This is a genomic window from Williamsia sp. z71 (assembly GCF_059553375.1).
The window spans coordinates 87,358-110,546 of record NZ_JCANWX010000013.1; the positions used below are offsets into that span (position 1 = coordinate 87,358).

The 23,189-nt window shown below is 60.4% G+C and carries 19 protein-coding genes and 3 pseudogenes; 13 read left to right on the forward strand and 9 right to left on the reverse strand.

All coding sequences use genetic code 11. From position 1 onward, the window contains the following. Positions 1–295 precede the first annotated feature (295 nt). On the forward strand, positions 296–1,198 hold the full coding sequence (locus AC51GR_RS24515) for a hypothetical protein (protein ID WP_496327261.1): 903 nt from the start codon (positions 296–298) through the stop codon (positions 1,196–1,198). A gap of 129 nt (positions 1,199–1,327) precedes the next feature. On the opposite strand, the gene AC51GR_RS24520 is transcribed toward AC51GR_RS24515, so the two are convergent. After that, a complete protein-coding gene (locus AC51GR_RS24520) occupies positions 1,328–2,665 on the reverse strand; it encodes an NtaA/DmoA family FMN-dependent monooxygenase (RefSeq protein ID WP_496327262.1) in 1,338 nt (445 codons plus the stop codon). Positions 2,666–3,375: 710 nt separating this feature from the next. On the opposite strand from AC51GR_RS24520, the gene AC51GR_RS24525 reads away from it, so the two are divergent. Next, positions 3,376–4,152 (forward strand): GntR family transcriptional regulator, encoded by a 777-nt coding sequence (locus AC51GR_RS24525; protein ID WP_496327263.1) that lies wholly within the window; start codon positions 3,376–3,378, stop codon positions 4,150–4,152. 555 nt (positions 4,153–4,707) lie between these two features. On the opposite strand, the gene AC51GR_RS24530 is transcribed toward AC51GR_RS24525, so the two are convergent. After that, the gene (locus AC51GR_RS24530; protein ID WP_496327264.1) at positions 4,708–5,220 is read right to left on the reverse strand and encodes a flavin reductase family protein; all 513 of its coding nucleotides are present in this window, start codon (positions 5,218–5,220) and stop codon (positions 4,708–4,710) included. A gap of 587 nt (positions 5,221–5,807) precedes the next feature. Between AC51GR_RS24530 and AC51GR_RS24535 the strand changes: the two genes are divergently transcribed. The 4 genes from AC51GR_RS24535 to AC51GR_RS24550 all read left to right on the forward strand — a co-directional run bounded on the left by AC51GR_RS24535 (position 5,808) and on the right by AC51GR_RS24550 (position 11,162). Next, positions 5,808–6,533 carry a zinc-binding dehydrogenase gene (locus AC51GR_RS24535; RefSeq protein WP_496327265.1) on the forward strand — a complete coding sequence of 242 codons (726 nt, stop codon included), beginning with the start codon at positions 5,808–5,810 and terminating at the stop codon, positions 6,531–6,533. A 421-nt stretch (positions 6,534–6,954) separates the two neighbouring features. Further along, complete coding sequence (locus AC51GR_RS24540; protein ID WP_496327266.1) at positions 6,955–7,866, forward strand: alpha/beta hydrolase; 912 nt, start codon at positions 6,955–6,957, stop codon at positions 7,864–7,866. An 827-nt stretch (positions 7,867–8,693) separates the two neighbouring features. Continuing rightward, entirely contained in the window at positions 8,694–10,088 is a 1,395-nt protein-coding gene (locus AC51GR_RS24545) for an MFS transporter (RefSeq protein WP_496327267.1), read from the forward strand. A gap of 225 nt (positions 10,089–10,313) precedes the next feature. Next, positions 10,314–11,162: a phytanoyl-CoA dioxygenase family protein gene (locus AC51GR_RS24550; RefSeq protein WP_496327268.1), complete on the forward strand. Its 849-nt coding sequence runs from the start codon at positions 10,314–10,316 to the stop codon at positions 11,160–11,162. A gap of 1,572 nt (positions 11,163–12,734) precedes the next feature. Here the strand turns inward: AC51GR_RS24550 and AC51GR_RS24555 are convergent. Then, positions 12,735–13,053 (reverse strand): annotated as a pseudogene (locus AC51GR_RS24555) (arsenate reductase/protein-tyrosine-phosphatase family protein); the annotation flags it as partial. A 360-nt stretch (positions 13,054–13,413) separates the two neighbouring features. Between AC51GR_RS24555 and AC51GR_RS24560 the strand changes: the two are divergent. Genes AC51GR_RS24560 through AC51GR_RS24570 form a run of 3 tightly spaced genes read left to right on the forward strand, consistent with a single transcriptional unit; the run spans position 13,414 to position 15,114 of the window. Further along, the gene (locus tag AC51GR_RS24560) at positions 13,414–14,052 is read left to right on the forward strand and encodes an SDR family NAD(P)-dependent oxidoreductase (RefSeq protein WP_496327269.1); all 639 of its coding nucleotides are present in this window, start codon (positions 13,414–13,416) and stop codon (positions 14,050–14,052) included. A 5-nt stretch (positions 14,053–14,057) separates the two neighbouring features. After that, positions 14,058–14,180: an SDR family oxidoreductase gene (locus tag AC51GR_RS24565; RefSeq protein WP_496327270.1), complete on the forward strand. Its 123-nt coding sequence runs from the start codon at positions 14,058–14,060 to the stop codon at positions 14,178–14,180. Positions 14,181–14,223: 43 nt separating this feature from the next. Beyond that, positions 14,224–15,114, forward strand: coding sequence for a mycofactocin-coupled SDR family oxidoreductase (locus AC51GR_RS24570; RefSeq protein WP_496327271.1), 891 nt, complete (start codon positions 14,224–14,226; stop codon positions 15,112–15,114). A gap of 85 nt (positions 15,115–15,199) precedes the next feature. Here AC51GR_RS24570 and AC51GR_RS24575 read toward each other — a convergent pair whose 3' ends face one another. The 4 genes and pseudogenes from AC51GR_RS24575 to AC51GR_RS24590 form a co-directional block, all read right to left on the reverse strand. Further along, the gene (locus tag AC51GR_RS24575; RefSeq protein ID WP_496327272.1) at positions 15,200–15,460 is read right to left on the reverse strand and encodes a hypothetical protein; all 261 of its coding nucleotides are present in this window, start codon (positions 15,458–15,460) and stop codon (positions 15,200–15,202) included. A 59-nt stretch (positions 15,461–15,519) separates the two neighbouring features. Further along, complete coding sequence (locus AC51GR_RS24580) at positions 15,520–17,112, reverse strand: FadR/GntR family transcriptional regulator (protein ID WP_496327273.1); 1,593 nt, start codon at positions 17,110–17,112, stop codon at positions 15,520–15,522. 102 nt (positions 17,113–17,214) lie between these two features. Beyond that, a pseudogene (locus AC51GR_RS24585) lies at positions 17,215–17,376 on the reverse strand (thiolase C-terminal domain-containing protein); the annotation flags it as partial. Between the two features lie 53 nt (positions 17,377–17,429). Then, positions 17,430–17,717 (reverse strand): annotated as a pseudogene (locus tag AC51GR_RS24590) (Zn-ribbon domain-containing OB-fold protein); the annotation flags it as partial. Between the two features lie 170 nt (positions 17,718–17,887). Here AC51GR_RS24590 and AC51GR_RS24595 point away from each other — a divergent pair. The 4 genes from AC51GR_RS24595 to AC51GR_RS24610 all read left to right on the forward strand — a co-directional run bounded on the left by AC51GR_RS24595 (position 17,888) and on the right by AC51GR_RS24610 (position 21,829). Next, on the forward strand, positions 17,888–18,286 hold the full coding sequence (locus AC51GR_RS24595) for a nuclear transport factor 2 family protein (protein WP_496327274.1): 399 nt from the start codon (positions 17,888–17,890) through the stop codon (positions 18,284–18,286). Between the two features lie 362 nt (positions 18,287–18,648). Further along, positions 18,649–19,950: an acyl-CoA dehydrogenase family protein gene (locus tag AC51GR_RS24600; RefSeq protein WP_496327275.1), complete on the forward strand. Its 1,302-nt coding sequence runs from the start codon at positions 18,649–18,651 to the stop codon at positions 19,948–19,950. Continuing rightward, positions 19,950–20,963 carry a phosphotransferase family protein gene (locus AC51GR_RS24605; protein ID WP_496327276.1) on the forward strand — a complete coding sequence of 338 codons (1,014 nt, stop codon included), beginning with the start codon at positions 19,950–19,952 and terminating at the stop codon, positions 20,961–20,963. Before AC51GR_RS24600 ends, AC51GR_RS24605 begins: the two co-directional genes overlap by 1 nt. Next, a complete protein-coding gene (locus AC51GR_RS24610; RefSeq protein WP_496327277.1) occupies positions 20,960–21,829 on the forward strand; it encodes an enoyl-CoA hydratase/isomerase family protein in 870 nt (289 codons plus the stop codon). Before AC51GR_RS24605 ends, AC51GR_RS24610 begins: the two co-directional genes overlap by 4 nt. Here AC51GR_RS24610 and AC51GR_RS24615 read toward each other — a convergent pair. Both AC51GR_RS24615 and AC51GR_RS24620 read right to left on the reverse strand, forming a co-directional pair. Next, positions 21,727–22,701, reverse strand: coding sequence for a transposase (locus AC51GR_RS24615; protein ID WP_496327278.1), 975 nt, complete (start codon positions 22,699–22,701; stop codon positions 21,727–21,729). The genes AC51GR_RS24610 and AC51GR_RS24615 overlap by 103 nt on opposite strands. 44 nt (positions 22,702–22,745) lie before the next feature. Next, entirely contained in the window at positions 22,746–23,141 is a 396-nt protein-coding gene (locus AC51GR_RS24620) for a hypothetical protein (RefSeq protein WP_496324071.1), read from the reverse strand. Positions 23,142–23,189 lie beyond the last annotated feature (48 nt).

Sequence of the window (23,189 nt, forward strand, 5' to 3'; positions counted from 1 at the left end):
GCAGCCAAAGGTCACGTGCCGTCGAGGTCACACCCACACCCATTGACGGACTCGGATCGAGAATAGCAGTCACGGGGTGTTGAGACAGCGCCCCAAGCAGATGCCTCCGCGCAATCCGAGCCAGACGACGCAAGGAGCGGGCGCAGGGCAATCGACGGCGAAACGAGCCATTCATGTTCAGGGGCAACGTGTTAACGCGGACGAAATATGCGGCCCTACTGAACCGCTGTCGACTGATCAGAATAGAAGGGTGCCTCGCGCAAGGCGGGGCATTTGGTCTCAAAGGAGTTCTCGCATGACATCGCAAGGTCGTTATCTGGTTGACCTGACTGCAGATCGAGTCAAGACGCCGCTCGGGGACTGGAAGACCTGGCAACTAGGTCCGAAGGGCGAGAGCGAGGTTGTCGACCTGACCTCACCGCGCCCCTACATGATTCACGCAATAACTGAACCCGGCGCAACACTTCCCTCGTTCGCCCGCAACGGTTGGTCAGGCATTGCAGTGATCGCCGGCTCGATCTCGGTCGATGGAGTGAAATACGAGAGTGGGGAGTTGGCACTTGCTGCGCCCTTTGCGCAGTCCGGTGACATCGTCAGCGGGCCAGATGGCGGCGCCCTCCTGTTCATTGTCGAAAGCGGCGCCGCTTCCACTCAAATCTTCGCAGACTCGACCGACCCGGCGGTGATCGAGCATCAGCGCGCGCTGGGGGCGTCCGCCATGGCATCGTCCGGCGAGGCTGACACCGTGACACCTGGTTGGACCAAACTGAGCAACGCCGCGAAAGGCGATTTCAGCTTCGGTCAATCCGGTACGTGGGTTGTTGGCCCCGAAGGAGTTGCCGACAACGCCGGCACAAGCAGAATCGACGGACGCCCTGCAATCTTTGCCGCGAGGAGTCGCCCAATCATCGGGCGCGCCGACGTACCCGCGGAGTCCACTCCCTGGCCAGACCACGTACACGGGGGCTATTCCGCCCTGTACCTGCTGAGTGGTAGCTACCATGATGGGGACGAGGTCTTCGCCGCAGGTGAACTCGAGATCACTCTGCCGATCAACGTCGTCTCCGGTAGTCAACGTCCTGGACCCGAAGGAACCGTTGAGATCGTCTTCTTCGATACCGGACACGGATCTCAGCCAATTGTGCTCGAGGACAACGAGAACGCAACCGCATTCATGGAACAGATGGGGCTGGTATGACCGTCTACCGACCACATCGCCGCGGCGCAGTGCGATCAACGCAACAATCGTTACCCCGCGAATCAATCTAACCCAGAACCGAACGCCCGCAACAGTGAAACACTGTTGCGGGCGTTCTCGGTGGTGCAGCTAGGACCGATGGCGAAGATTCTCGCGCAACTGCTTTGCCTGATAGCTGCTTTGCATCAACCCTTTTCGCTGCAGCGCGGGTGCTAGAAGCTCTGTCATGTCAGAGATGAAGGCTCGATGGTTCTGCCGTGCTGCACCTGCGATGAGAAATCCATCCCCACCTACCTCCTCCAAGACTTCGCCCATACGATCAGCGACCTCGTCGGGTGTGCCCGCCAACGGCACGCTCTCGGCCGCACCGTTCCACTCCGCCGCTGCTTGCGCCAATGTCTTTCCCCCTTCCGCGCCTTGCTTCATGAAGTCGTCGAGGGTGGCACGATGTCCGTTGGTCGTCAGATCAGTTGGTACAGGACCATTTGGATCGAACTTCGAAAAGTCGATACCGGTGGCGGTCGATAGTCCAGCCAGGTTGTAAATCACGTTGGCCTTCGTCGGAGCAAGTCGTTCCTCCTGTTTCGCACGTGCCTCCTCGGCAGTAGCGCTGACCGTCGGCGTGACGAGGTACAGAACCTTTATCTCGTCTGGATCGCGGCCTTCCTCGACAGCCGTTGCGCGGACGCGATCGCGGAAGGCCTTCATCCGCTCGATTCCTGCTGCCGGACAGAGAATCACTTCACCGTGTTTTGCGGCGAATGCGATCCCGCGCGGAGAACCGCCGGCTTGGACCAAAACGGGATGCCCCTGTGGCGGTGGCATCGTATTCAGCGGACCACGCGAGCGGAAGTATTTGCCCACGTGATCGATCTCTCTGACCTTGCGATGATCGACGTAGACCTGCGCCGTCCGGTCGTTCACGACAGCATCTGAATCCCAACTGGCCCACAGGTCTTTGGCCAACGTGACGTACTCATCTGCCATTTCATACCGCTCGTCATGTTCGGGCATCTTGGCTAGTCCGTAGTTTTGCGCCGCGCGGTCCTCGGTGGAGGTGACGATGTTCCACCCCACCCTGCCCGCTGAGAGGTGGTCGATGGTTGCAAGCGTCCGTGCAAGGAGGAACGGCGGATAGTAAGTCGTCGAAAGCGTTGCTACGAGCCCCAGCCGCGATGTTTGTTTCGCAAGTGCAGCGATCAGTGCCACGGGATCGTGCTTTGGTGCGGTAATAGAGACCTCGAGGTTCGCTTGCATCGATCCGCCGAAGTCGTCGTGGATCACCGAGAGGTCCTCGAACATGAGGAAGTCGAAGAAGGAGCCTTCCAGCTTTTGGGCGAGCTCGATGTAGTAATCGCCGTTAGCCCAGTTCTCGAGATCGTCTTCGGTTGTAGACGAGTGCCATCCCGGGCGATCGAAACCAAGAAAGTATCCGAATATCGGTTGGGACGAGGAGGTTTGGGACATTTTCCATCCTTTGAATCTCAATGTGCCGCCACTGGCGGTAGCTGCTTCGGCGTTGTGTATCAATCTTCTGTCACCGCGTCTGGCAAACCGGATCACTACGTGACAACGACGTTACGGACCGGCCACTCAGTGTTAATGGCGTATGTCGGGCTGGGTCCGCGTTGGCACGATGCGCCCTCGAAGCTGGCGCCCGCACATCCTCTTGGCCAGTCACAGCGGTAGCCGATCTACTCAGCTATCGGCTCTGCCGGACCACCGTCGAGCGGAAGTTCGGGATGAAATAAGCCATTCACTTGATGGGCAATTGTGTTTACGTAACTGAAACCTCGCGGAGCCGTCCATCGAGGCCGCGTCGATGAAACTTTGAAAGTTAAGATTTGACACCGCCCGGTGTCAGCCGGAGCGAAAGTCGATGTTCATGCCAACACACACCTGCACCGTCGCCGACAGGGTCCGTGCACAGGGGACCTTCGGTTGTTTCGCGATGACCGGCTTCTCAGCATGCTGATCTGCTCGTTCGACATCGGCAGGCGAAATGCTGCGCAGTCTAGGCAGAGTTTGTTCCGCACCCCAGGCCGGTCCAACTCATCTTGCCCCGCGAGTACCATTGTCCGCGTCGTCAGTGGCGCCCGGAAGTCGACCGTGTGGTCCGGTCGCCACATTCACGAGACGGGCTCCACCGATCGCCGGTCGATGCAGGGAGTTAGTAGATGAACACCACCAATACTGAGCGTCATCAAGCCCTGGTCGACAGGATCCGAGCCTGGCTTGCTGCCGGCGAATTTCTTCCCGATGAGCGAATCGCCTCGGAGCGCGGCCTGGCGGAGATCTTCGCTGTTCCACGGTCAGCAATTCGTCAAGCCCTGGACATCATGGAGGAGTCGAACGAGGTTATGCGGACGATGGGCCGGACGGGCGGGGTGTTCCTTTCGTCTTCGCGGATCGCGCGCAGTTTAGACACGGTCGAAAGTGTTCATGAGCTACTCCGACAACAAGGCATCGTCGCGTCAACCAAAGTGATCGATTTCAAGATCGGTGTAGCGTCCCCGTCCGAAGCAAGAATCCTGCATCTCCCACCCCAGTCGAACGTGTATCGCCTCGTGCGACTGCGCGAAGCTGATCACCGGCCATGGTCGTTGGACAGCGCCGCAATATCGCCTGCAATCGCGCCCCGCCTCGCCGAATGCGACCTCACCGGTTCGCTCTATGACGTCCTGTCCAGCCGCTACGACCAACATCCGACGACTGTCGAGGAGGTAATCGATGTGGCTACGGCAACCACCGACCAGGCGGCATTGCTGGGCATCAATAAGGGAGACCCGCTCTTCGACATCGGGCGCGTCACATACAACCAATCAGGCGCACCCATGGAGATGGTGCACAGTCTGTTTCGAGCGGACCGGACCAGAATCTATACGCAAAAGTACGGGAGTCGTTGGAAATCGTTGAAGGCTGCGCAAACATCCGACGACAGCAACGAAGCGTGATCCGCGGTCGTACTGCGCCTGACCCCGATACGTTGCCTGAGCTCGACGCCTCCCGATCAACGTGAACGGCGATCTCCCCCGCGCCCAGGGTGAGGCGATATCAGCCCGTCATCTTGACCAGAGGTCCCAACGCCGGGATGACCTCGCGGTGTATCAGGTCCGCTGAACTATCTCCACTCTCCGCACCATCAATCGACCGCAGGATCACTCCGTCGGCGGCTCCTGGTGTACACATCGCGTATGAGCGATATCAGACCGCGCGGAGTGCCTACATAGCGAAAGGTGTCACCGGTAGGAGCTTCGTTCAGGCGGCGAAGCGACCACCGAGCGGTGCTGGAGTCCCGCGCGATCAGCACATCGATCTCCAGCGCCACAATCAGATCGCCTGACCTTTGACCCGCGGCAACCCACTCGGACCGCAATCGCCTTCGTTCGCGAATGGCATTGCGTAACAATGATTGTCTGATCCGATACAGCTCTAGAACGGAGCCACAGACAACAGGGACCAGACGCCCTTGGCCACGATCGACATGTACAAGTAGCTCGGGCCTGTCGCTAGGAAACATCCGCTAGTCCATCTACCGCCAGAGTCCGAAACCTGCTCGCATGAAATACGATCGGCGCCACGTTCTCACTCAGCTCCAAGGCGTTGATGCCAAGCAGGACTATGGCGTGGTCCCCGGCGGGCACTTGCTGATTGACCGTGACATCGAGCCACATGCTCGCACCTTCGATGAACACCGCTCCGTTCTCGGTAGCCACAGCTTCCACGCCTTCGAATCGTGACCCCGCCTTTCCCGCAAGAGTGCGCGCTGCGACATCATGGCTTTCGCCGAGCACACTTATCCCAATATTGCTGCAAACAGCCAGTTTGGGCCACGTCGCGGAGGTGTTCTGAACACAGAACGCGACCATTGGAGGAGATAGTGATACCCCTACGAAGCTACTGGCCGCCATGCCAATCCGAGAACCATCAATATCGGCACAGACTGCGACCACGCCCGTGGGAAACTGTCCGAAAGCCCTTCGAACGGTCGCCGTTTCAAAGGGATCCACAACTGATGTCACTAGACTCGTCCAATCTTGTCGATGCAAGCAAAATCGCCGATCTGCCTGCCACTCACTTCGCGGGATCGATCCGCACTACACATCCTGCCCGAAGGGACTCTTCACAACGCGCGCAACCATTTCCACGACGTAACCAAACCCCGCGGCAACGTGAATGGCGGGTTACTTCCACTACGGCGTTCCCAGGGCCACTTCGAACGGGAGCACAAGTTCAGTGACCGCCGACGCGCTATCTGCCGTGCGCAGCCAGCGGTCGAATGCTGCACGTGCCAATACCCGCACGGCAAGCTCTGCGCCCATGACCGTTTGACTGGGTCCACGGGGCAGGAATATAAATACGAAATGAAACCAGTGGGTTTCACACAATTCGGTGGTCCCGAGGTTATGGAAGTTCTCGAGTTGCCCGATCCACACCCCGGTCCCGGCCAGGTGCGGATCCGAGTCGCAGCGGCCGATATCAACCTCTCCGATGTAGAAGCCGAGCCGGCAATCTTACTGCCGACAGCACCGACGCTTCTGCGAACAGTGACACCGATTGGTTCCCCATCAACTCGAGTGGCTATGTCGTCGGCTGGGACGCGGCGGGGGTGATCGATGAGATCGGCGACGGCGTCGAGGAACGTCTTTCTCGAGGAGACTCCGTGATTGCTCTCCTCCACCCAAAACTCACCTGCGGCGCCCAGGCGCAGTACGTAGTCGCCGCAGCAGCTTCCGTGGTAGCGGCGCCCAGAAACGCGACCTTCGTCAAGGCGTCGACTCTACTGATGAATGCACTGACCGCACGGGCAGCGATCAACGCGCTTGGCGTTGTCGCTGGAGACACCATCGCGGTCGCGGGTGCAGCAGGCGCCGTTGGCGGATACGCAGTCCAACTCGCCAAAGCCGATGGGCTGCGGGTGATCGCCGATGCAGCCCCACAAGATAAGGCCCTTGTCGCCGCGCTCGGGGCCGACACAGTACTTCCACGCGGTGACGGCTTTGCCGATGCGATCGTGAACGCCTTCGGACGCGTTGCCGGGATTGTCGACGCAGCGCCCATCGGCGATCCGATTGCGCCCGCAGTCGCCGACAACGGGGTCATCTTCAACGTCAGGGCCCACGTGGGTAGCACCGGCCGCGGTGTGCAGTGGAAATGCGAAGTCGCATACGGCTTTGTAGTCGACACGGCCGGCATGGAACGGCCTTGCGATCAAGTCGAAGCGGGAGAACTCACTTTGCGGGTTGCCGATACATATCTGCCGGAACAGGCTGCGGAGGCGCACCGGCGGCTAGCGGCGGGTGGAGTGCGGGGCCGCCTGGTCTTCGTGCTGTGAAGTAGCGGACATCACGAACAACGCGATCCGCTGTGCGTGACAGCCAACTCGGTCCTCCGCGGCAGTTCGGGGGTCCAACGTGGTTCCCACATCGTTGTCGCTGAGATCAACTTGCGTGCCAATGACTCACTTGTCATGTGCCCCGAAACGATCCCAAGGTTCAGTGCACACAAGTGGTCGAGTTAACCGGGCCATTCATCTTACGGCGCGTTTTCGTTACTCCGCAGAAATCTTTGGACGAACAATCAAGAAGCGGTTTGGACAGAATGTAAAAGTGCGGATGGTTTGGCACTGGTGACGGTTCGGCGACCCGCCGGGGCTAGTAACTCGGCGCAGAATCACAAAGTCACACACGCAGCACGCACACCGAACGTCAATTACCAAGCACCCTTCGTGTTGACAAGGATTGAGTAGAGGAACTATGCGCCACACCATATGGTTTTCCAGCGCCGGCAATGCACTGGCAGGACACCTATACATTCCAAATAAGAACGAAGGCAAAACAGACAAAGCCGCTGCTGCGGTCGTGGTGGCCGCACCTGGAAGTGGAATCAAGGAACAAACTGCAGGGCGGTATGCGCAGGAGTTGTGCGACAGAGGCATTGTATCCCTCGCTTTCGACCACCGTAGCTATGGTGAGAGCCAGGGTTTTCCCCGTTATGACGAAGATCCCTACAGCAAAGCAGAGGATATTAAAAACGCAGTCAGCTTCCTTGGGAATCGCCCTGAGATTAACCCGGAAAAAATCGGAGCGATGGGAATATGCGGTGGCGGTGGTTATGCCCCGTACGCTGCCGCAACGGACCATCGTATCAAAGCTGTGGCCACGGTGAGCGGTATGACCAACAACAAGGCGTCATTCGAGGAAATGGCGGGTGGAGATCGACACATAGTCCAAGCGATGCTCGATGGAACTTCCCTCGCCCGCCAAGCTTTCTCCCGTGGCGAGTATCCATCGTATGCGCAAGTTATACCGGACAGCCAAACTGATAATGTAATCGGCCCTCTGCGAGAGGCTCCGGACTACTACTTCAATGCAGAGCGCGGCGCTCATCCGCGCTGGGAGAACAAAGTTCTGCCGTGGTCTGTTGAGAAGCAGCTCACATTCAACGCGGTGGAGGTAATAGACTTAATCTCCCCTCGCCCACTGTTGCTGATCGTCGGATCCGAGTCCGCCAGTCGCGGGCAGAATGAAGATGCATACAGAGCAGCGTTGCAACCAAAGAACCTGGTCCTCATCGACGGAGCGAGCCACATAGACCTCTACGACATCGACTGTTACGTAGACCAAGCGGCCGATCACCTTGGGAGTTTCTTTACTGCAAACTTGTGATCGAAATGGAGGCCTAGCACGTCAAAGGGTTAAAATGTCGGGTGAACCCGTCTGGGCCTTATGCCTCCGGTCGCCGGCCAGTGCTGGAGAATGGAATCTCTTGGTGCCGTGACCCACTATCCGCAGCGGCGGCGAGATGACCAGGCGACAGGACCGCTCCGTGAAAGCAGGAGCGTGTGCAGGCTCCCCGAACTTGCGGCCTACGCGTCGCGAGCAAAACACCGCCGGAGCGGTCAAACACATCTACACAAACCATCGCGGAGCCGTGGCAGTCGAGAATCGGCACCGAAGCACGTGTCGCACTCAGTGACATGTCGTCGGGACGATGACGTAGAGGCGGACCGGCGTCGTCCGGGCCGATCGCCAGTCGTACTGATCGGACAACTACCAGGCTGCCCGTCGCAGACGGCCTGGGCACCCGCCACGCCGTGTCCCACCCGACCGCTCCCACTGCTACAACACCGCGCAAAAGACGCTGGAACCACAAGGCATGAAGCGCGCATCAGAATCCCTGGGACGAGCACCAGCCTGTCCACGCAGTCAGCACAAGCCAGATAGTGTGTCGTACAGCAGGATTCGCCCGCAGCGAGTAGATGGGCCGGAAACAAACCATTCACATACCCCGCTACCCTGTTAACCATTCCGAAACCATGGATGTTCTCCCGGCGCTACGCCGTCGACAAAACTTTTCAGTAGATGCGAGCCGACACCGTCGGGTGGCAGTTGGACGAAAGTTGACGTAGATGCCAGCACCAATTTCAACGAACTTAGCTCCTCAAGGGTTCAAGAGCGGACCTCCACCAAGGTATTTCAACCCTTTCGCCGTCGTGGCCGCGGTCTCCATGGCGATGGTGCAATACGCATTCATGGCCGCCTTCCTCAACGCCGGCATCGTCGAGATTCAAGGCGAGATCGGCGCAAGTGCTTCGTTCACCAGTTGGCTGTTCCTCGGAGGGCAACTGTTCAGTGTCCTGATCAGCTTGGTTGCAGGACGGCTGGGTGACTCGTACGGCCTGAAGAAGGTCCTCATTGTCCTCATTGCGCTTTGCGCGGTCGGTGGCGCGCTGAGTGCCATTTCGACAAACAAGTGGCTCATCGTGGTGGCGATCACCCTGCAGGGCGCGGCACTCGCATCAACAGCGCCCGCATCTGCGTTGATCGAACGCTTGGTCGCACCCAAACATGTGCCCGTTGCCATCGGCTGGCAGTACGGGAGCCAGTCCATCGGAACGGTCGCCGGCGCACTGATCGGGCCGAAGCTGCTCAGCCACGTCCCGTTTCAGCTGATCTTGGGGATCCCGGCGGTGCTGTCAGTCATCGGCCTTGTTCTCATCGCACTCTTGGTGAGGGAACCCGACGGGCATGCACACGCTCGAATCGACTGGCGATCCAGTACGTTGCTGACTTCGGCGTTCTTCCTGATCATCTTGGCGCTGAGTCAAGGGAGCGTCTGGGGATATGACTCCGCTGCACTGTGGGTATCCATCGCGGTCGGTGTAGTCCTCCTCGCTCTCTTCTACCTCTCGAATTCACGCGCCGATGAACCGCTCATACCCCTGACGGCCATGAGATCACGGTCAGTGGTGCTGTCACTCTTGGTAATCCTGGTATGGAGTGGTGCAATAGTCTTCGACTACTACGTGATCCCGTATTTCCTGGCCTACGAACACGCACTTGACTCGGATGCGATTGGATATGTCACAGCAGTAACGGCGACCTTCAGTGTGATCGGAGCCCCCATCGGTGGAATCCTCGGTCGACGATTTGGTTCCGGCAAGTCAGTGTCGATCGGTCTTGCAATGTTGGCACTAGCCCAACTGCTTCTCGCCTTCGGCGACATGCCCCTCGCTGGGGTCTACGCCGCACAGATCGTCGACGGATTGGGTGCGGGTATTTCCGTCGCCAGCGTCATGGTTGCCCTTGTCGAAGCATCAATGCTGGCAGCACCCCTGCTGGTCGCCACGCTCGTGTCCGTGGGCGCGCTCCTGACAACCATGGGCAACTCAGTCAGCATCGCCTTCATCGGCTCATTCATCGAGAGCAATACCGCCGCCGACGGCAGCATTGATTCCAGTGTATTCACCCAACTATTCTCGATCGCTGCGGTCCTGTGCATCATTGGTGCAGTAATGGCACCATTCCTCCGCCGCTCGCGCGCTGAATCCGGGGAACTGCTTGACAAGGAAACGGTCGATGCACCTATGTTCTTAACCGGTGACTAAACTGCATAGGCGCAATGGCTGATTCGGTCAATCCGCTCGGACGAGATTCGACGGTCGGGCATCTCGAGTTACGGGTAACACCTGCCAAAAAGGCGCTCCTACAGTTCTTTCAGGTACTGGGTCCAACGTTAGAACTATTTCACGCGGAACAAACTGTCCGAAATTCCAAAAAGAAATGCAAGATCCAGACTGTAAATAGTTTTCAACGACATTCAAGGGAGTAAAATGATCAAGTCTTTTATTTCAAACACTTCGGTGGACGACCTCAAAGCGGCAATTCTGACCGATGGTGCCGTGATCATCAAAGATGTCATATCAGACGAACAGATCGATAGGCTGCGCCAGGAGATCGAGCATCTCCGGTCGTCAGAAGGGGGTGAGCATGCACTTTCCGGAGGCGACTTGACCTATAGGGCCCATGGCCTTGCAGCGAAGTCCCCGACCTATGCCGAGCTGATTCCGTTGCCATTGTTCGTCGGCTTGAGCGAAGCGGTTCTCTCGCGAGAAACAAGATCGTGGCTCGGAGAGCAACCCATGATCACACGTTCCACCGTGCAGCTCTCGGATTCACTTCTGGTTAGTCCGCGTCCGGGTCAAAAAGCCCAGGACCTGCATCGAGACGACATCACCTATCACGTCACCCATCCTGGACCAGAGACCCAAATCCTCTTCATGGTCGCGTTGACCGACTTTACCGAGGAGAATGGCGCGACGAGAATCATACCTGGTAGCAATCAGTGGGATGACGAGCAGATTCCATTGGTCAAGGATGCGATCCCCGCGTGCGTGACCCGCGGATCCGTCATAGCATGGCTTGGTTCCACCTACCATGGGGCCGGCGAAAACCGGAGCGACGCCCCTCGGACTGGTATCACCTATGTCTACACCCACTCCTTTCTTCGGCAGGTCGAGAATCAGTATCTCGCAATCCCTCTCGAGACAGCACGCAAGTTCTCTCCTGAGGTCCAAAAACTCATTGGCTATTCATTGAGCGAGCCACTACTTGGTTACTGGGAACTAGGCGATCCGATCAGGTTCCTCAATGACAGCCCCGACCTGGTCAGCAGTCCGTAACCGTGTACAACTGCGAGGACTGAGTCCGTTGGACCTTCCGAGGTTCCTCTAACCTTCGAAGCAATTCGATCACCGAACCGGCGTCGCTACGGGAACACCCACCCAAAGCGACGCCGGTTCCCGACGGTCAACCCAGCCGTCAGCGACAGACAAGAGGTACGCCGGCAACGGCACTGATCGAGTTCGCAACCGGGCTTGGCCGCCATGCACGAAACTCTTTGCCAAATCGACTGCGCGTGAGAACTCACCACCCCGCGTGAACCGCCCTCACAGCTGACAGCACCTTGCTAGAAACGCCACCCGGGTACGCAGAGGGTACGCAGCAGCACCGGAACCGCCCACACTCATTCAACGGACCAAACGCGAATGCCGCTCCCCCACTGCGCCATTCATAAACCGTCAATAACGCCAACGATCTGCAAACATCCACGACCGCAGGTTCAAAACCCGTCCAGTGTCAGTTCGAGTCTGACCGGGGGCACAAAACCGCAGGTCACAAGCGGTGCATAGGACTGCTAACAGACTCGGTATGCAGTGGGTATGCAGGAGATCTGGCGAACGTCAGTTCTGAGCGAGCCTTAACCACGGGCACAAAACCGCAGGTCACAGCAGTGCTTAGGATGGCTAAGATAAAAGCTACACAGCCGGTACGCAGTGGGTACGCAGGAGATTCAGCAGACGGGCCGTCCGCCGCGGCCAGATTTGCGATTCAGCGAGCGGCCATACCTCGGGGCGAATACACCTCCGGGACCGGATATGGCCGGAAATTACCTCCGCCGTAAGCGATCTCGTGAGCGACAAACCTTGAGCGCCGTGACCCGACTGCTGACGCCACTCAGCACGAATCGAGCCCCGCTCCGCCACTGAACGGATTTCTCACGGGCAAAGTTACCGTGTGCCGAAAAGCCGAGGTCCGTCACATGACGAACACTGGTCACCCGACCCGCCTCCAAATCAACCCTCGACAGGTCCGTGAGACGGAGAAAGCAACCACGCACAGCCGACACCAGCCGCCCGATCCCCTCGCGTAAGCGGAGCAACGATCACCATTCGGCGAACCGCCACAGAATGCGACTGAGGCAACAAGCACATCCGAAACTGGAGGCGAACGGATTCAAGGCAGCGCTGACGGGATGCGAGTTCTCTAATTCCAAGGCGAGGTAATCTCTCATTTCGGCGGGATACGTTGAGCTGCTAGATATTTCGTCGCAGCGACAAATGCAGCCGGGATCATCACAGTGCGGCGAGTCACACGAGTTCGACCATCAGCGCGCTCCAGCGGACAAAGCCAGGCGGCACCTGATTCGCCGCGGAGAACTTCACCGGTCCGTCATACGAGACAGCAAACGTGCCAACACACACTTCATGGGGTGCCCGAGCTGCGAGCTCGCCGCGCTCCGGGAGACAGTCAGAGCGCCGCTCGCGGCGACCGGTGTGATCCTTTATGGAATTGTGGCCCCAGGACAAGGTGTGGGTGACTGCCCATGGCAACGAAAAGCGGGAGGTGTACACCGCGCTTTCCGACTCAGACGCGTTCGGGACGAGCCCGAAGCTGCTGTCGGACAATGATGCTCAAGATGACGAGCAGTCCGCGGTGCTGCGGGTGTCCGTTCCACGCAGGCAGGCGCCGCACCGAGCACGGCCGAGGCTGACCGCATCAACACCTTTACCGGCCGGGTCGGCCAGTGCCCAGTCGCGGTAACTGACGCCGGAAACACCGGGCACGCGTCGCCGCAGCCCATGGTGATGACCACGTCAGCGGCCCGGATGATCTCGTCGGTCCACGGTTTCGGGAATTCCCCGCGATGTCGATGCCGCGCTCGTTCATGGCGTCGATCGCGGCGGGATTGATCTCGTTGCCTGGTTCGGATCCCCCCGGCCAGCTCGCAGCTCGGGGTGGGACGGATCGAGCTGCACCATCCGCACCTCGCCGGAGGTCATCCGACGCATGATCCTGGTCGACGCGTCGATTTTGGATCGACCATCAGCACGCCACCGACGAGCGCGTTGGCTGAGGGAACTGCTGGGTTGCTGAGCCGGTCGTCAGTGCCGGTCCCGAACCCGAGTCAAGGCTGCAGCTGCCACACCAGTATTTAAATAGTTGACTCAGTATGCTGATAGTCTGATCGCGACGTCGATTAGCGGCCGATGGTCCGGGGGCTGACTCCCAGGCCAGACGCCCGGCATGAAGTGGAGAAACTGTGATGGCAATCGACGGCATCAACTCGATCGATTCGTCCCGAGGTCCTCAGTGAAGGCGCTGGCGGAGTTGATGGACCTGACCGGCAAGGTCGCGGTCGTAACCGGCGCCAGCCGCGGCATCGGACGTGCGGTGGCGAGCTTCGCCTTGGCAGGGGCCGATGTCGTCATCGTCAGCAGAAAGCTGGACGCCTGCCAGACTGCGGCCTCCGAAATCGAGGCCGCCACCGGTCGACGCGCGTTGCCGGTTGCGTGCCACGTCGGCCGCTGGGACGACGCAGAACTGCTTCTGGACACCGTGTACGAAAACTTCGGGCGCTGCGACGTCCTGGTGAACAACGCCGGGACATCGCCAGTGGACGACGGTATGAAATCCGTGACTGCGGAGCTTTATGACAAGGTTCACGCCGTTAACGCCCGAGGTCCGTTTCGGTTGTCCGCGTTGTTCGGGACGAGGATGGCCGAGGGCGACGGCGGATCGATCATCAATGTCACGAGCGCCGGTTCACTGCGCCCCAGTCACACCGATCTGCCATATGCGATGGCGAAGGCCGCACTCAACGCGCTCACTCTGGCTCTCGCCGGAACCTGGGTGCCCAAGGTGCGGGCCAATCTGGTGATGCCGGGCGCTTTCGACACCGGCATGTCCCAGGCGTGGGGCTCAGAAGCCCAGCCCAGGCCGCATCCATGAATCCGATGAAGCGCATTGGGCAACCCGAGGATCTTCGGGCTCTTTGTGTATTCCTGGCCAGTGATGCGGCCAGCTACATCAACGGCGCCCAGATCCTCGCCGACGGCGGACTCTTCCGCACGCTCTGAAGCTGTAAAGACCACCAAGGTACACAACCAACAAGGAGGAATCATGTCAGGACGGATGGCGGGCAAAGTCTCATTCATCACCGGAGCCGGACGGGGACAGGGACGAGCGCATGCGGTACTGCAGGCTCGTGAGGGCGCAGATATCATCGCCGTCGATATCTGCGAGAACATCGACTCCACGCCGTACCCGATGTCCAACTGGGACGATCTCAACGAAACCAAGAATCTCGTCGAGAAGGAAGGCCGGCGCTGCGTGGCAGTCAAGGCCGATGTGCGCCGCCGCGACGAACTCGTGTCGGCATTGGACGAGGGTGTGGCTGAACTGGGTCAGCTGACCACCGTTGTGGCCAACGCCGGGATTCTCCCGCTGGCAATGGGCGACCCGCAACCGATGGATTTCCATGACGCCGTCGATATCGACCTGATCGGTGTCATGAACACCGTGGCGGTTGCCGTCCCGCATCTCCTGCAGGTTGGACCGCGTGCGTCGATCATCATCACCGGGTCCACGGCAGCGCTCATCCCCAATACCACCTCGTCGGCGGAACCCCGGATGATCATGGGGCCCGGCGGCGCGGGCTATGGCTGGTCGAAGAAGACGTTGGTCGGCTACACCCATGAAATGGCCTTGCATCTGGCGCCCAGCGGCATTCGCGTCAACATCGTCCATCCGACGAACTGCAACACCCACCTCATGAACGCGCAAGGGATCTATCAGGTCTTCCGGCCCGACCTCGAAGGCGCGGTCACCAAGGAAGACTTCCGACCCGCGTCGGAGGCGTATCACGCGCTGCCGGCGCCCTGGCTGGAACCCGAGGATGTAGCCGAGCTGGTGCTCTTCCTTGCCTCGGACGCCTCAAAGCACATGACTGGAACCAGCACTCCGATCGACCTCGGCTGCATGGTCAAGTGGCCCGCAGGGCCGGGACAGTAGCAGGAATCGAGACAAGGCGTTGCGCATCTAGTGCGCAACGCCTTGTCTCACAAAGGGTTTGAATGGCAATCGAACTCAGTTCACTTTAGCCTTCTGCTCCGCGCGGAGTCCAGAACGCCAACTTCCAGCTGTTCATATCAAGGCTCTCGTGCATATGGATCTGACCGCTGGCGACAGCTTCCCGGATCTTCGTCATGACCTCGACTTCGCCTTCTTCCATCTCGTAGATGATGGCGTACCGTTGGTCCGGTACGGAACCGCCTGGGGCCCGGTAGATCTCGGTATCGCGCAGCGTGTATCGCTGAGCGGACTCCATGCTCACCAGGATCAGGTCGTCGATATTCATTGCTTCCTCCCAACTGCCGCAGTCTGCGGGCGTTGTCAAGATTCTTGAGACTGCTGACGTCAACCCATCAGGTCGAGCATCAACCGCTCACCAAACTCCGACTTCTCGTCGACCCACGCCGCTGTGGCGGTCAACGACTCGTCCCAGGCCGCCGCGGCACGAGCCGAATCGTGCGCGGAGGCGGCCGCGACGAACTTCGAAAAGACGGTTTGCGCCTGGGCATTCGTCTTGTGCACCCATGGAAGCCCTTTAGCGTCTGCGATCACGGCCGGCTCGACGCCGACCCGCACCCATTGCAGGATCTCGGCGATCACGGTGAGCGCGGGGTTCTTGACTGCGGAATAGGCGGTCTTCTCTGCACGCCACCACGTCTTGACGAACTGTGCGGTGTCTTCGATGGAAGCGGCCAAATCGGCCTCGGCGCTGTGCAATACGGCGAGTTGCCGGGTGCCGATGCGCGAGGCGACCAGCCCCATGATGGTGGGATCGATCATCTGCAGCGCCCGGTAGAAATCCGCGAACGCCGTCCCGCGGGCCTCCATCACCACGCCCGCCAACTGCGCGGCGACCCGGGTGGACGGGGTGTGGATGGTGGCGCCGCCACGGTCGCCGGTGCGCAGATCGAGCAAGAACTCCATCTCCAGGATTCGCAGCGCTTCGCGCAACGTCGGTCGGGAGATCGCGAACTCGTCTGCGAGATCGGCCAGTGACGGTAACCGGTCACCCTCGGCGAGCCGGCGCTCGGCGATGCGGGCCCGGATCTCGGTGGCGACGTCGAGGCCCCGGCGCACTTTGGAGTCCGATCCGGCCAGGCCGGCCTGCGCACGCCACAGCGGCGCGACATCGATGCGCTGACGGCTGACGTTTCGAGTGACCATCAATCGATTGGTAGTGAAAAGGTAGTCATTCCAAGTCTTTTGGGCCAGGGAGGAATCCCTGCGGCGTGCGGCATCCAGAAATGCGCTGTGGCTGACGACCACGCGCCGGGCAATGCGCTCCGCGGATGCCGGATCGTTGCTGCCGATGGAGGAATATACCTGGCCGGCGTAGATGTCGCGGAATACACCGGCGATGATGGCGATGGTCTTGTTGCCGGAGAGTTCGGTCACGGCCTGGTCGAACGCCGACATCGCCGTGACGAATGCGAGCGGGTCGCCTTCGGCGGCACGTTCGGCATCGTGCAACGAGACGAGATAGTCGAGGTCGTCGTATCCGGCCCGGATCGCAACCTGTTCGGCCGCAGGGGGTTCGATGACCGAACGCGCCTCCTCAACGTTCGCCAGCGTGGTGTCGCGGAGCTGCAGCAACAGCGCCACGTAGCGTCCGACGGCCTCGAGCCCGGGCCGACGTACCACGGCGCCGCCGCCGCGACCGCGTCTGATCTCGATGAGTTGTTGGGACTGCAGGATCCGAAGCGCCTCGCGCAGCGTCTCCCGGGACACCTGCAGTCGCGTGGCGAGTTCAGCCTCCGGCGGCAGTTGCTGATCGGCGGCGAGCTGGCCGTTGAGAATCTGTCGACGCAGATCCGACACCAACAGGTGAGACAACTTCTGCTTGTTCCGTCGTGGCATGTCACGCCAGACGGCGTCGTCTCCACCGACCAGGCCAGGGGCGGTGGGGCGTTGGTCGGCCGTCTCGGATTTATCTGTCATACCGCAGTCAATACTATCGCGCCGCACTGTGGGTACAGAACCACTGGTCACAACCGCGACCCGCGCGTCCGGAACCTGCCTGTCCGCGCATTCGCCACGCAGCTGAAGAACCGCCTCATTGAGGAAACCGATTCCGTGCAGCCGGCCCTCGGCGAGCTGCCCGCCGGCGGTGTTGAGCGGGAAATCACCACCGGGCCCGATGCGGCTGCCATCGCCGACCCAGTCTCCGAATTCGCCACGCCCGCACCCTCCAAGCGCCTCGATCCAGCCGGTACGTCGACGAGGTTTGCCAGGATTCGAAGCTCCGGTTGGTCATCGAGTTCGACCACTACGACCACGTATGGCAGGGATTCGAGAAATCCCGCGTGCAGCGCGCGATCCACCACGGCATAGGAGTAGATGAAGCCCTTGCCGGTGACCTCGACGGCTTCGAACTGCTCGAATGGGCGTTGCACACAGCAGATTTCGGGTGGATAGTGCAACTTTTGGCAGTGTAGGCCGCGCGGCAGGACCAGTCGGCGCTCGGCAGCGGCGTCCCAGTAAAACCGGGTGACTTCGTCAGGCGCCGGGACCGGACGGGTGTCGCCGGGTGCGCTTGCTTCCATCCGTGTCACGAGGCCCCCTTTTTTGCTGACGAGCGCCTCATCGTCGAGTTAACCGATATACTATTACCTAGTCAGCTATATTTGTACCCACGGCCGAATGTGCGCTGAACGCAGGCCGGATCACCAGAGAGGTAGGAATGTCGCTGTCGTTTCAACAAAAGGTAGATATCGTGACCGCGTACCTCGACCGGATCGGCGCGCTGGATTTCGAAGGTGCGGGTCGGTATTTGGCCGAGAACGCGGTCATGGTCGTGCCGTTTTCGCCATCAAGCCAGGAGATACCACCCTTGATGGGCGGGCAGGCCATTCTCGATCAGTTGCGCGGCACCGTGGCATCGGCGTTTGAGAGCATGACCTTCACCGTTGACCAGTGGTACGACGTCGCCGATTCGGATGTGGTCATTGCCGAGTATCACAGCGTTTGTCCGCTGAAGGGACGCAGCGGAGAGTATCGAAACTCCTACGTCGGGGTATTCCGCTTCGCGCGCGACACGATCATCCTCCACAAGGAGTACTTCAACCCGGTGCGGCTAGCCGCACTCGCGCCCGGCGACGGTTCGAGATTGTGATTTCGAAACCTGTTTCTGCTGCTGGGCGCGGCGAGGTAGCCGATGTCGTTCGGTTGGTCGCGGGGTTCACTACCCCGGGCGTTGTTCTCTCTCTGAGCGGTTTGATGGCCTGCGGTCACACAGGTGCCGGTGACCGCTTCGACGCCGGACCGGGATCGGGACGAAGCCTGACACGAGACAGTGCTGGTCCCGCCTGCATGCCGAAGCCCGAACTACAGACGTGGCACCACCGCTCGCCTTGTCGGACTAGAGCTATCGCTTCCCGACGTCCAGATCTCATAACCGAAGACAACCATCGAATATGGCAAGAATGACATTCTGAATAATAGAAATGCGTTCCGGAAGTTAGGAAGGAAGGCCCAATGGCTTGGGATTTTGAGACCGACCCGCAGTACCAGGAAAAACTGGATTGGGCCGATGAATTTGTCCGCGAAGAAGTCGAACCACTCGATCACGCGTGGCCGCATATGCAGTTCGTCCCGCTGGACGGGGGTCGCCGCAAGGCGATCGACCCACTCAAGCAGCGGGTTCGCGACCAGGGCCTGTGGGCCACCCACCTCGGCCCCGACCTCGGCGGCCAGGGTTACGGCCAGCTCCAGTTGGCCCTGCTCAACGAGATCCTCGGCCGTTCGTCGTGGGCTCCGATCGTCTTCGGCTGCCAGGCTCCCGACACGGGCAACGCCGAGATCATCGCCCACTACGGCACGCCGGAACAGAAAAAGCAGTACCTGCAGCCATTGCTCGACGGCGAATGCTTCTCGAGTTACTCGATGACCGAGCCGCAGGCCGGTGCCGATCCGACACAGTTCAAGACCAGCGCGGTCAGAGACGGCGATCACTGGATCATCAACGGCTACAAGTTCTTCTCGTCCAACGCCAAGACTGCGTCCTTCCTGATCGTCATGGTTGTCACCAACCCCGACGTCAGCGCCTACAAGGGCATGTCGATGTTCCTGGTCCCCACCGACACACCCGGTGTGATCATCGAACGCAACGTCGGCCTTTTCGGCGAAGGGATCAACGAGGGCACCCATGCCCTGATCCATTACAAGGACGTCCGGGTTCCCGACAGCGCCCTGCTCGGCGGCGAAGGCCAGGCCTTCGCGGTCGCGCAGACCCGACTCGGTGGTGGTCGAATCCACCACGCGATGCGCACGATCGGGTTGGCCCAGAAGGCGATCGACATGATGTGCGAGCGGGTGCTGAGCCGTGAGACCGCGGGCAGCCTACTGGCCGACAAGCAGATCATCCAGGGATATATCGCCGACTCGTATGCGCAGCTTGCCCAGTTCCGGCTGTTCGTGTTGAACACCGCGTGGAAGATCGACAAGTACAACGATTACAAAAAGGTCCGCAAGGACATCGCCACCGCAAAGGTTGTGATGCCGACGGTCCTGCACGATATCGCTTGGCGCGCAATGCAAGTACACGGCGCCCTCGGTGTCACCAACGAGATGCCGTTCATGACCATGATTCACGGCGCCGCGGTGATGGGTCTGGCAGACGGACCCACCGAGGTCCACAAGATGACTGTTGCCAAGCAGGTGTTGCGCGACTACAAGGGCACCGAAGACCTGTGGCCGACCGAGTGGATCCCGCGCAAACAAGCTGCCGCCAAAGCCAAGTACGCCGAATACCTCGAACTGGAAGTGGGGAATCTCTGATGGATCTGATCAAACTCGCCGACTGGATGGACCAGGCCGGGCTCGGCAAGGGCGAACCGCTCGAGGCCAAGTTCCTCTCCGGCGGCACCCAGAACGAAATCTACAAACTCACTCGCGGAGAACATGTTTCGGTCATCCGGATGCCGCCGCCGGCCGCACCGGCCAACCGCGACGAAGGCATCATGCGTGAATGGCGCATCATCGAAGCCCTCGAGGGCACTGACGTGCCGCACACCAAGGCGATCGCCGCCTGCGCCGACACCTCGGTCCTGGGCCGCTCGTTCTATCTGATGGGTTATGTCGACGGCTGGTCGCCGATGGACAACAAGCAGTGGAAAGAACCCTTCACCTCCGACCCCGAATTGCGAAAAGGGTTGGCCTATCAGCTCGCCGAGGGCATCGCATTGCTGTCCAAGGTCGACTGGAAAGCGCAGGGCCTGGGCGACCTCGGCCGCCCCGACGGCTTCCACGAGCGCCAGGTGAGCCGGTGGACCCGCTTCTTCGACCGGATCAAAACCCGCGAACTCGAAGGCATGACCGAGGCCACCGCCTGGCTCAATGCCCACAAACCACTCGACTTCATCCCGGGAATCATGCACGGGGACTACCAGTTCGCCAATGTGATGTTCAAAGAGGGCGCCCCGGCGCAGCTCGCGGCGATCGTGGACTGGGAAATGGGTACCGTCGGTGATCCGAAATTGGATCTGGCCTGGATGGTCCAGGGTTGGCCCGAGGACACCAACGGACCCGACGCCGCCACCGCCAGCTACGTCGACCTGTCCGGGATGCCCTCGCGCGATGAGATCATCAACCATTACTCCAAGGTCTCGGGCCGTCAGGTCGACGATCTGGACTACTACCTCGTGCTCGCCAAATGGAAACTCGCCATCATCCTCGAGCAGGGCTTCCAGCGCGCCGGTGATGACATCAAGCTGCAGGCCTACGGTCCGGTCATCGAGAAGCTGATGCGTTCGGCGGCCGAGTTCGCAGCATCGAGCGACTACAAGTCATGAATACCAGGACCGGGACAACCCCCGACGAACTCATCACAGAGCGGCGCGGGGCTGTCCTGGTCCTGCATCTGAACCGTCCCGAGGCCCGAAATGCGCTCACCGGCAGCCTGCTTCGCGGCATCGGCACCGCCGCACTCGAAGCCGAGGCCGACCCGGAGATCCGCGCCATCGTCCTGACCGGGACCGGCGACCGCGCGTTCTGCGCGGGCATGGACCTACGCGACTTCGCCGACGGTGGCAACTTCACCTCCGAAGGCTTCACCCGGCTCGCCGCCGGCGACCTTTCCTTGCCGGTGATCGGCGCCGCCAACGGCACCGCCATCGGCGGCGGACTCGAACTGCTCCTCGGCTGCGACATCATCGTCGCGTCGACCGCAGCCAAGTTCGGGCTACCCGAGATCAAACGCGGCCTCTTCCCCGCCGGCGGCGGGACCTCCCTCGGAACCCGCATCCCGCTCGGCATCGCCTTGGAGATGACGATGACCGGCGACTATTTCACCGCCGACCGGGCACACCAGATCGGCCTGGTCAATGCCGTTGCGGCACCGGCCGATGTGCTCGAGACCGCCATCGGCTACGCCGAACGTGTCGCGGCCAACACACCCCTGGACGTGGCCGCCTGCAAAGAACTGGTCCGGCTCTCGGTGTCGGACGCACCCGCCGCGAAGCCTTCGGCGTGCCCGAACCAGCCGTCGACCGTGCCGAAATCACCGCCGAGCGTGCCAAAGTTGCAGAGCTGCGGTAGATGTCAACCTGTGTGGAGTCATTTTGTGGCGGGTTGGGGTCCGGTGGAGTTGATTCCTGACCAGTTCGGGGCGGGTGGGGCGGTTGGTGGTTGGCGGAATCGGTCTGGGTGTTCGGTGTAGTAGGCGTCGAGTGCTTGTTGCCGGCGGCGGTGGGTTTCTCGCCAGGATCCGTCGTGGACGTCGTTGGGTGTGTAGAGGCTGATGCCGCTGTGGCGGTGGTGGTTGTTGTACCAGTCGGTGTAGGTGGTGACGTAGTCGCGGGCGTCGTTGAGGGTTTCGAAGATGCCGGGGAAATGTTTGCGGTGTTTGAGGGTTCGGAACTCTGACTCGGAGTACGGGTTGTCGTTAGAGACGCTGGGACGTGAGTGCGATTCGTTGATCTTGTTGTTGCCGAGCATGGTTTTCATGGCATCGGAGCGCATCGCTGATCCTGAATCTGCGTGTACCCATTGGGGTTTGGTTCCTTCTGTGGTGAATGCGGTTTCGAACATTTCCACTGCCATGTAGTCGAGTTCACGGTTTTCGACGCGGTTGGCGATGATCTTGCGGGAGAAGATGTCGATGATTGAGTACACCTTGAATGCTTGTCCGCGGTAAGGGGCTTTGAAGTCGGTGATATCCCAGGACCAGATTTGGTTCGGTCCGGTGGCCAGCAGTACAGGTTTTTCGCGGGGCCCGGTTTTGGTGCGGTGGGTTTTGACTGGTCGCTGTGATTGTTCCAAGGCTGCGGCGTAGCGCCACCAGGTGCGGCGTGAGCCGACTGTTATGCCCTGGTCCCAGGCGGTGGCGTAGGCCTGGTCGACGGAGTCGCCGCGCGTCCAGGCCCGTAGTACGTGCTCCTCGATCGTGGTGATCTCGGTCAGATTCAGTGCGTGTGGTTGGTGGCGTTGGGGGTGTGAGATCGGGTTGCTCACCCGGTTTCGGGGGCGTTGGCGGTATTGCCAGGTTGACCGTGAAATATTCAGTACGGCAAGGGCTTTGCGTTGGCTCATCCCGGGTAACTGTGCAAGTAGGGTGACCAGCATGTTTTCGGAGGTCAGGAACTGGGTGGCTCGGGTGGAGTGGGGGTGTCGTCGGGCGTGTGCTCGCTCCACTTGTGCATGAGCCCGATAGCTTTTCCCAACGCGTCGTTGGCCGCTCGTAAGGAGGAGTTTTCCTCGTGGAGTTCGGCCAGTTGCGCGTCGTGTTCGCGTTGTTGTTGGGTCAGGAGTTTTTCCAGATCCTCAAGTCGAGCAGGGTGGCTGGTCATTCCTCGAGTCTTGCGAGGTACGAGGTCGCGGTCAAGGTCGCCGTGGAGATAGGCGCTGCGCCAGCGTGCTAACTGTCGGAGGCTGAACGGTTTGTCCTGCAGCCAGGCGGTCTTGCTGCCGTGGCGCTGTTGCAGGTAATCGAGGACGAACTCTCGTTTCTCATCGGTGGTGAAGGCGAGCATCGGGCTTCCTCTCGGTGCGGTGACTCACCTTGAGGCTGACACGGAGGG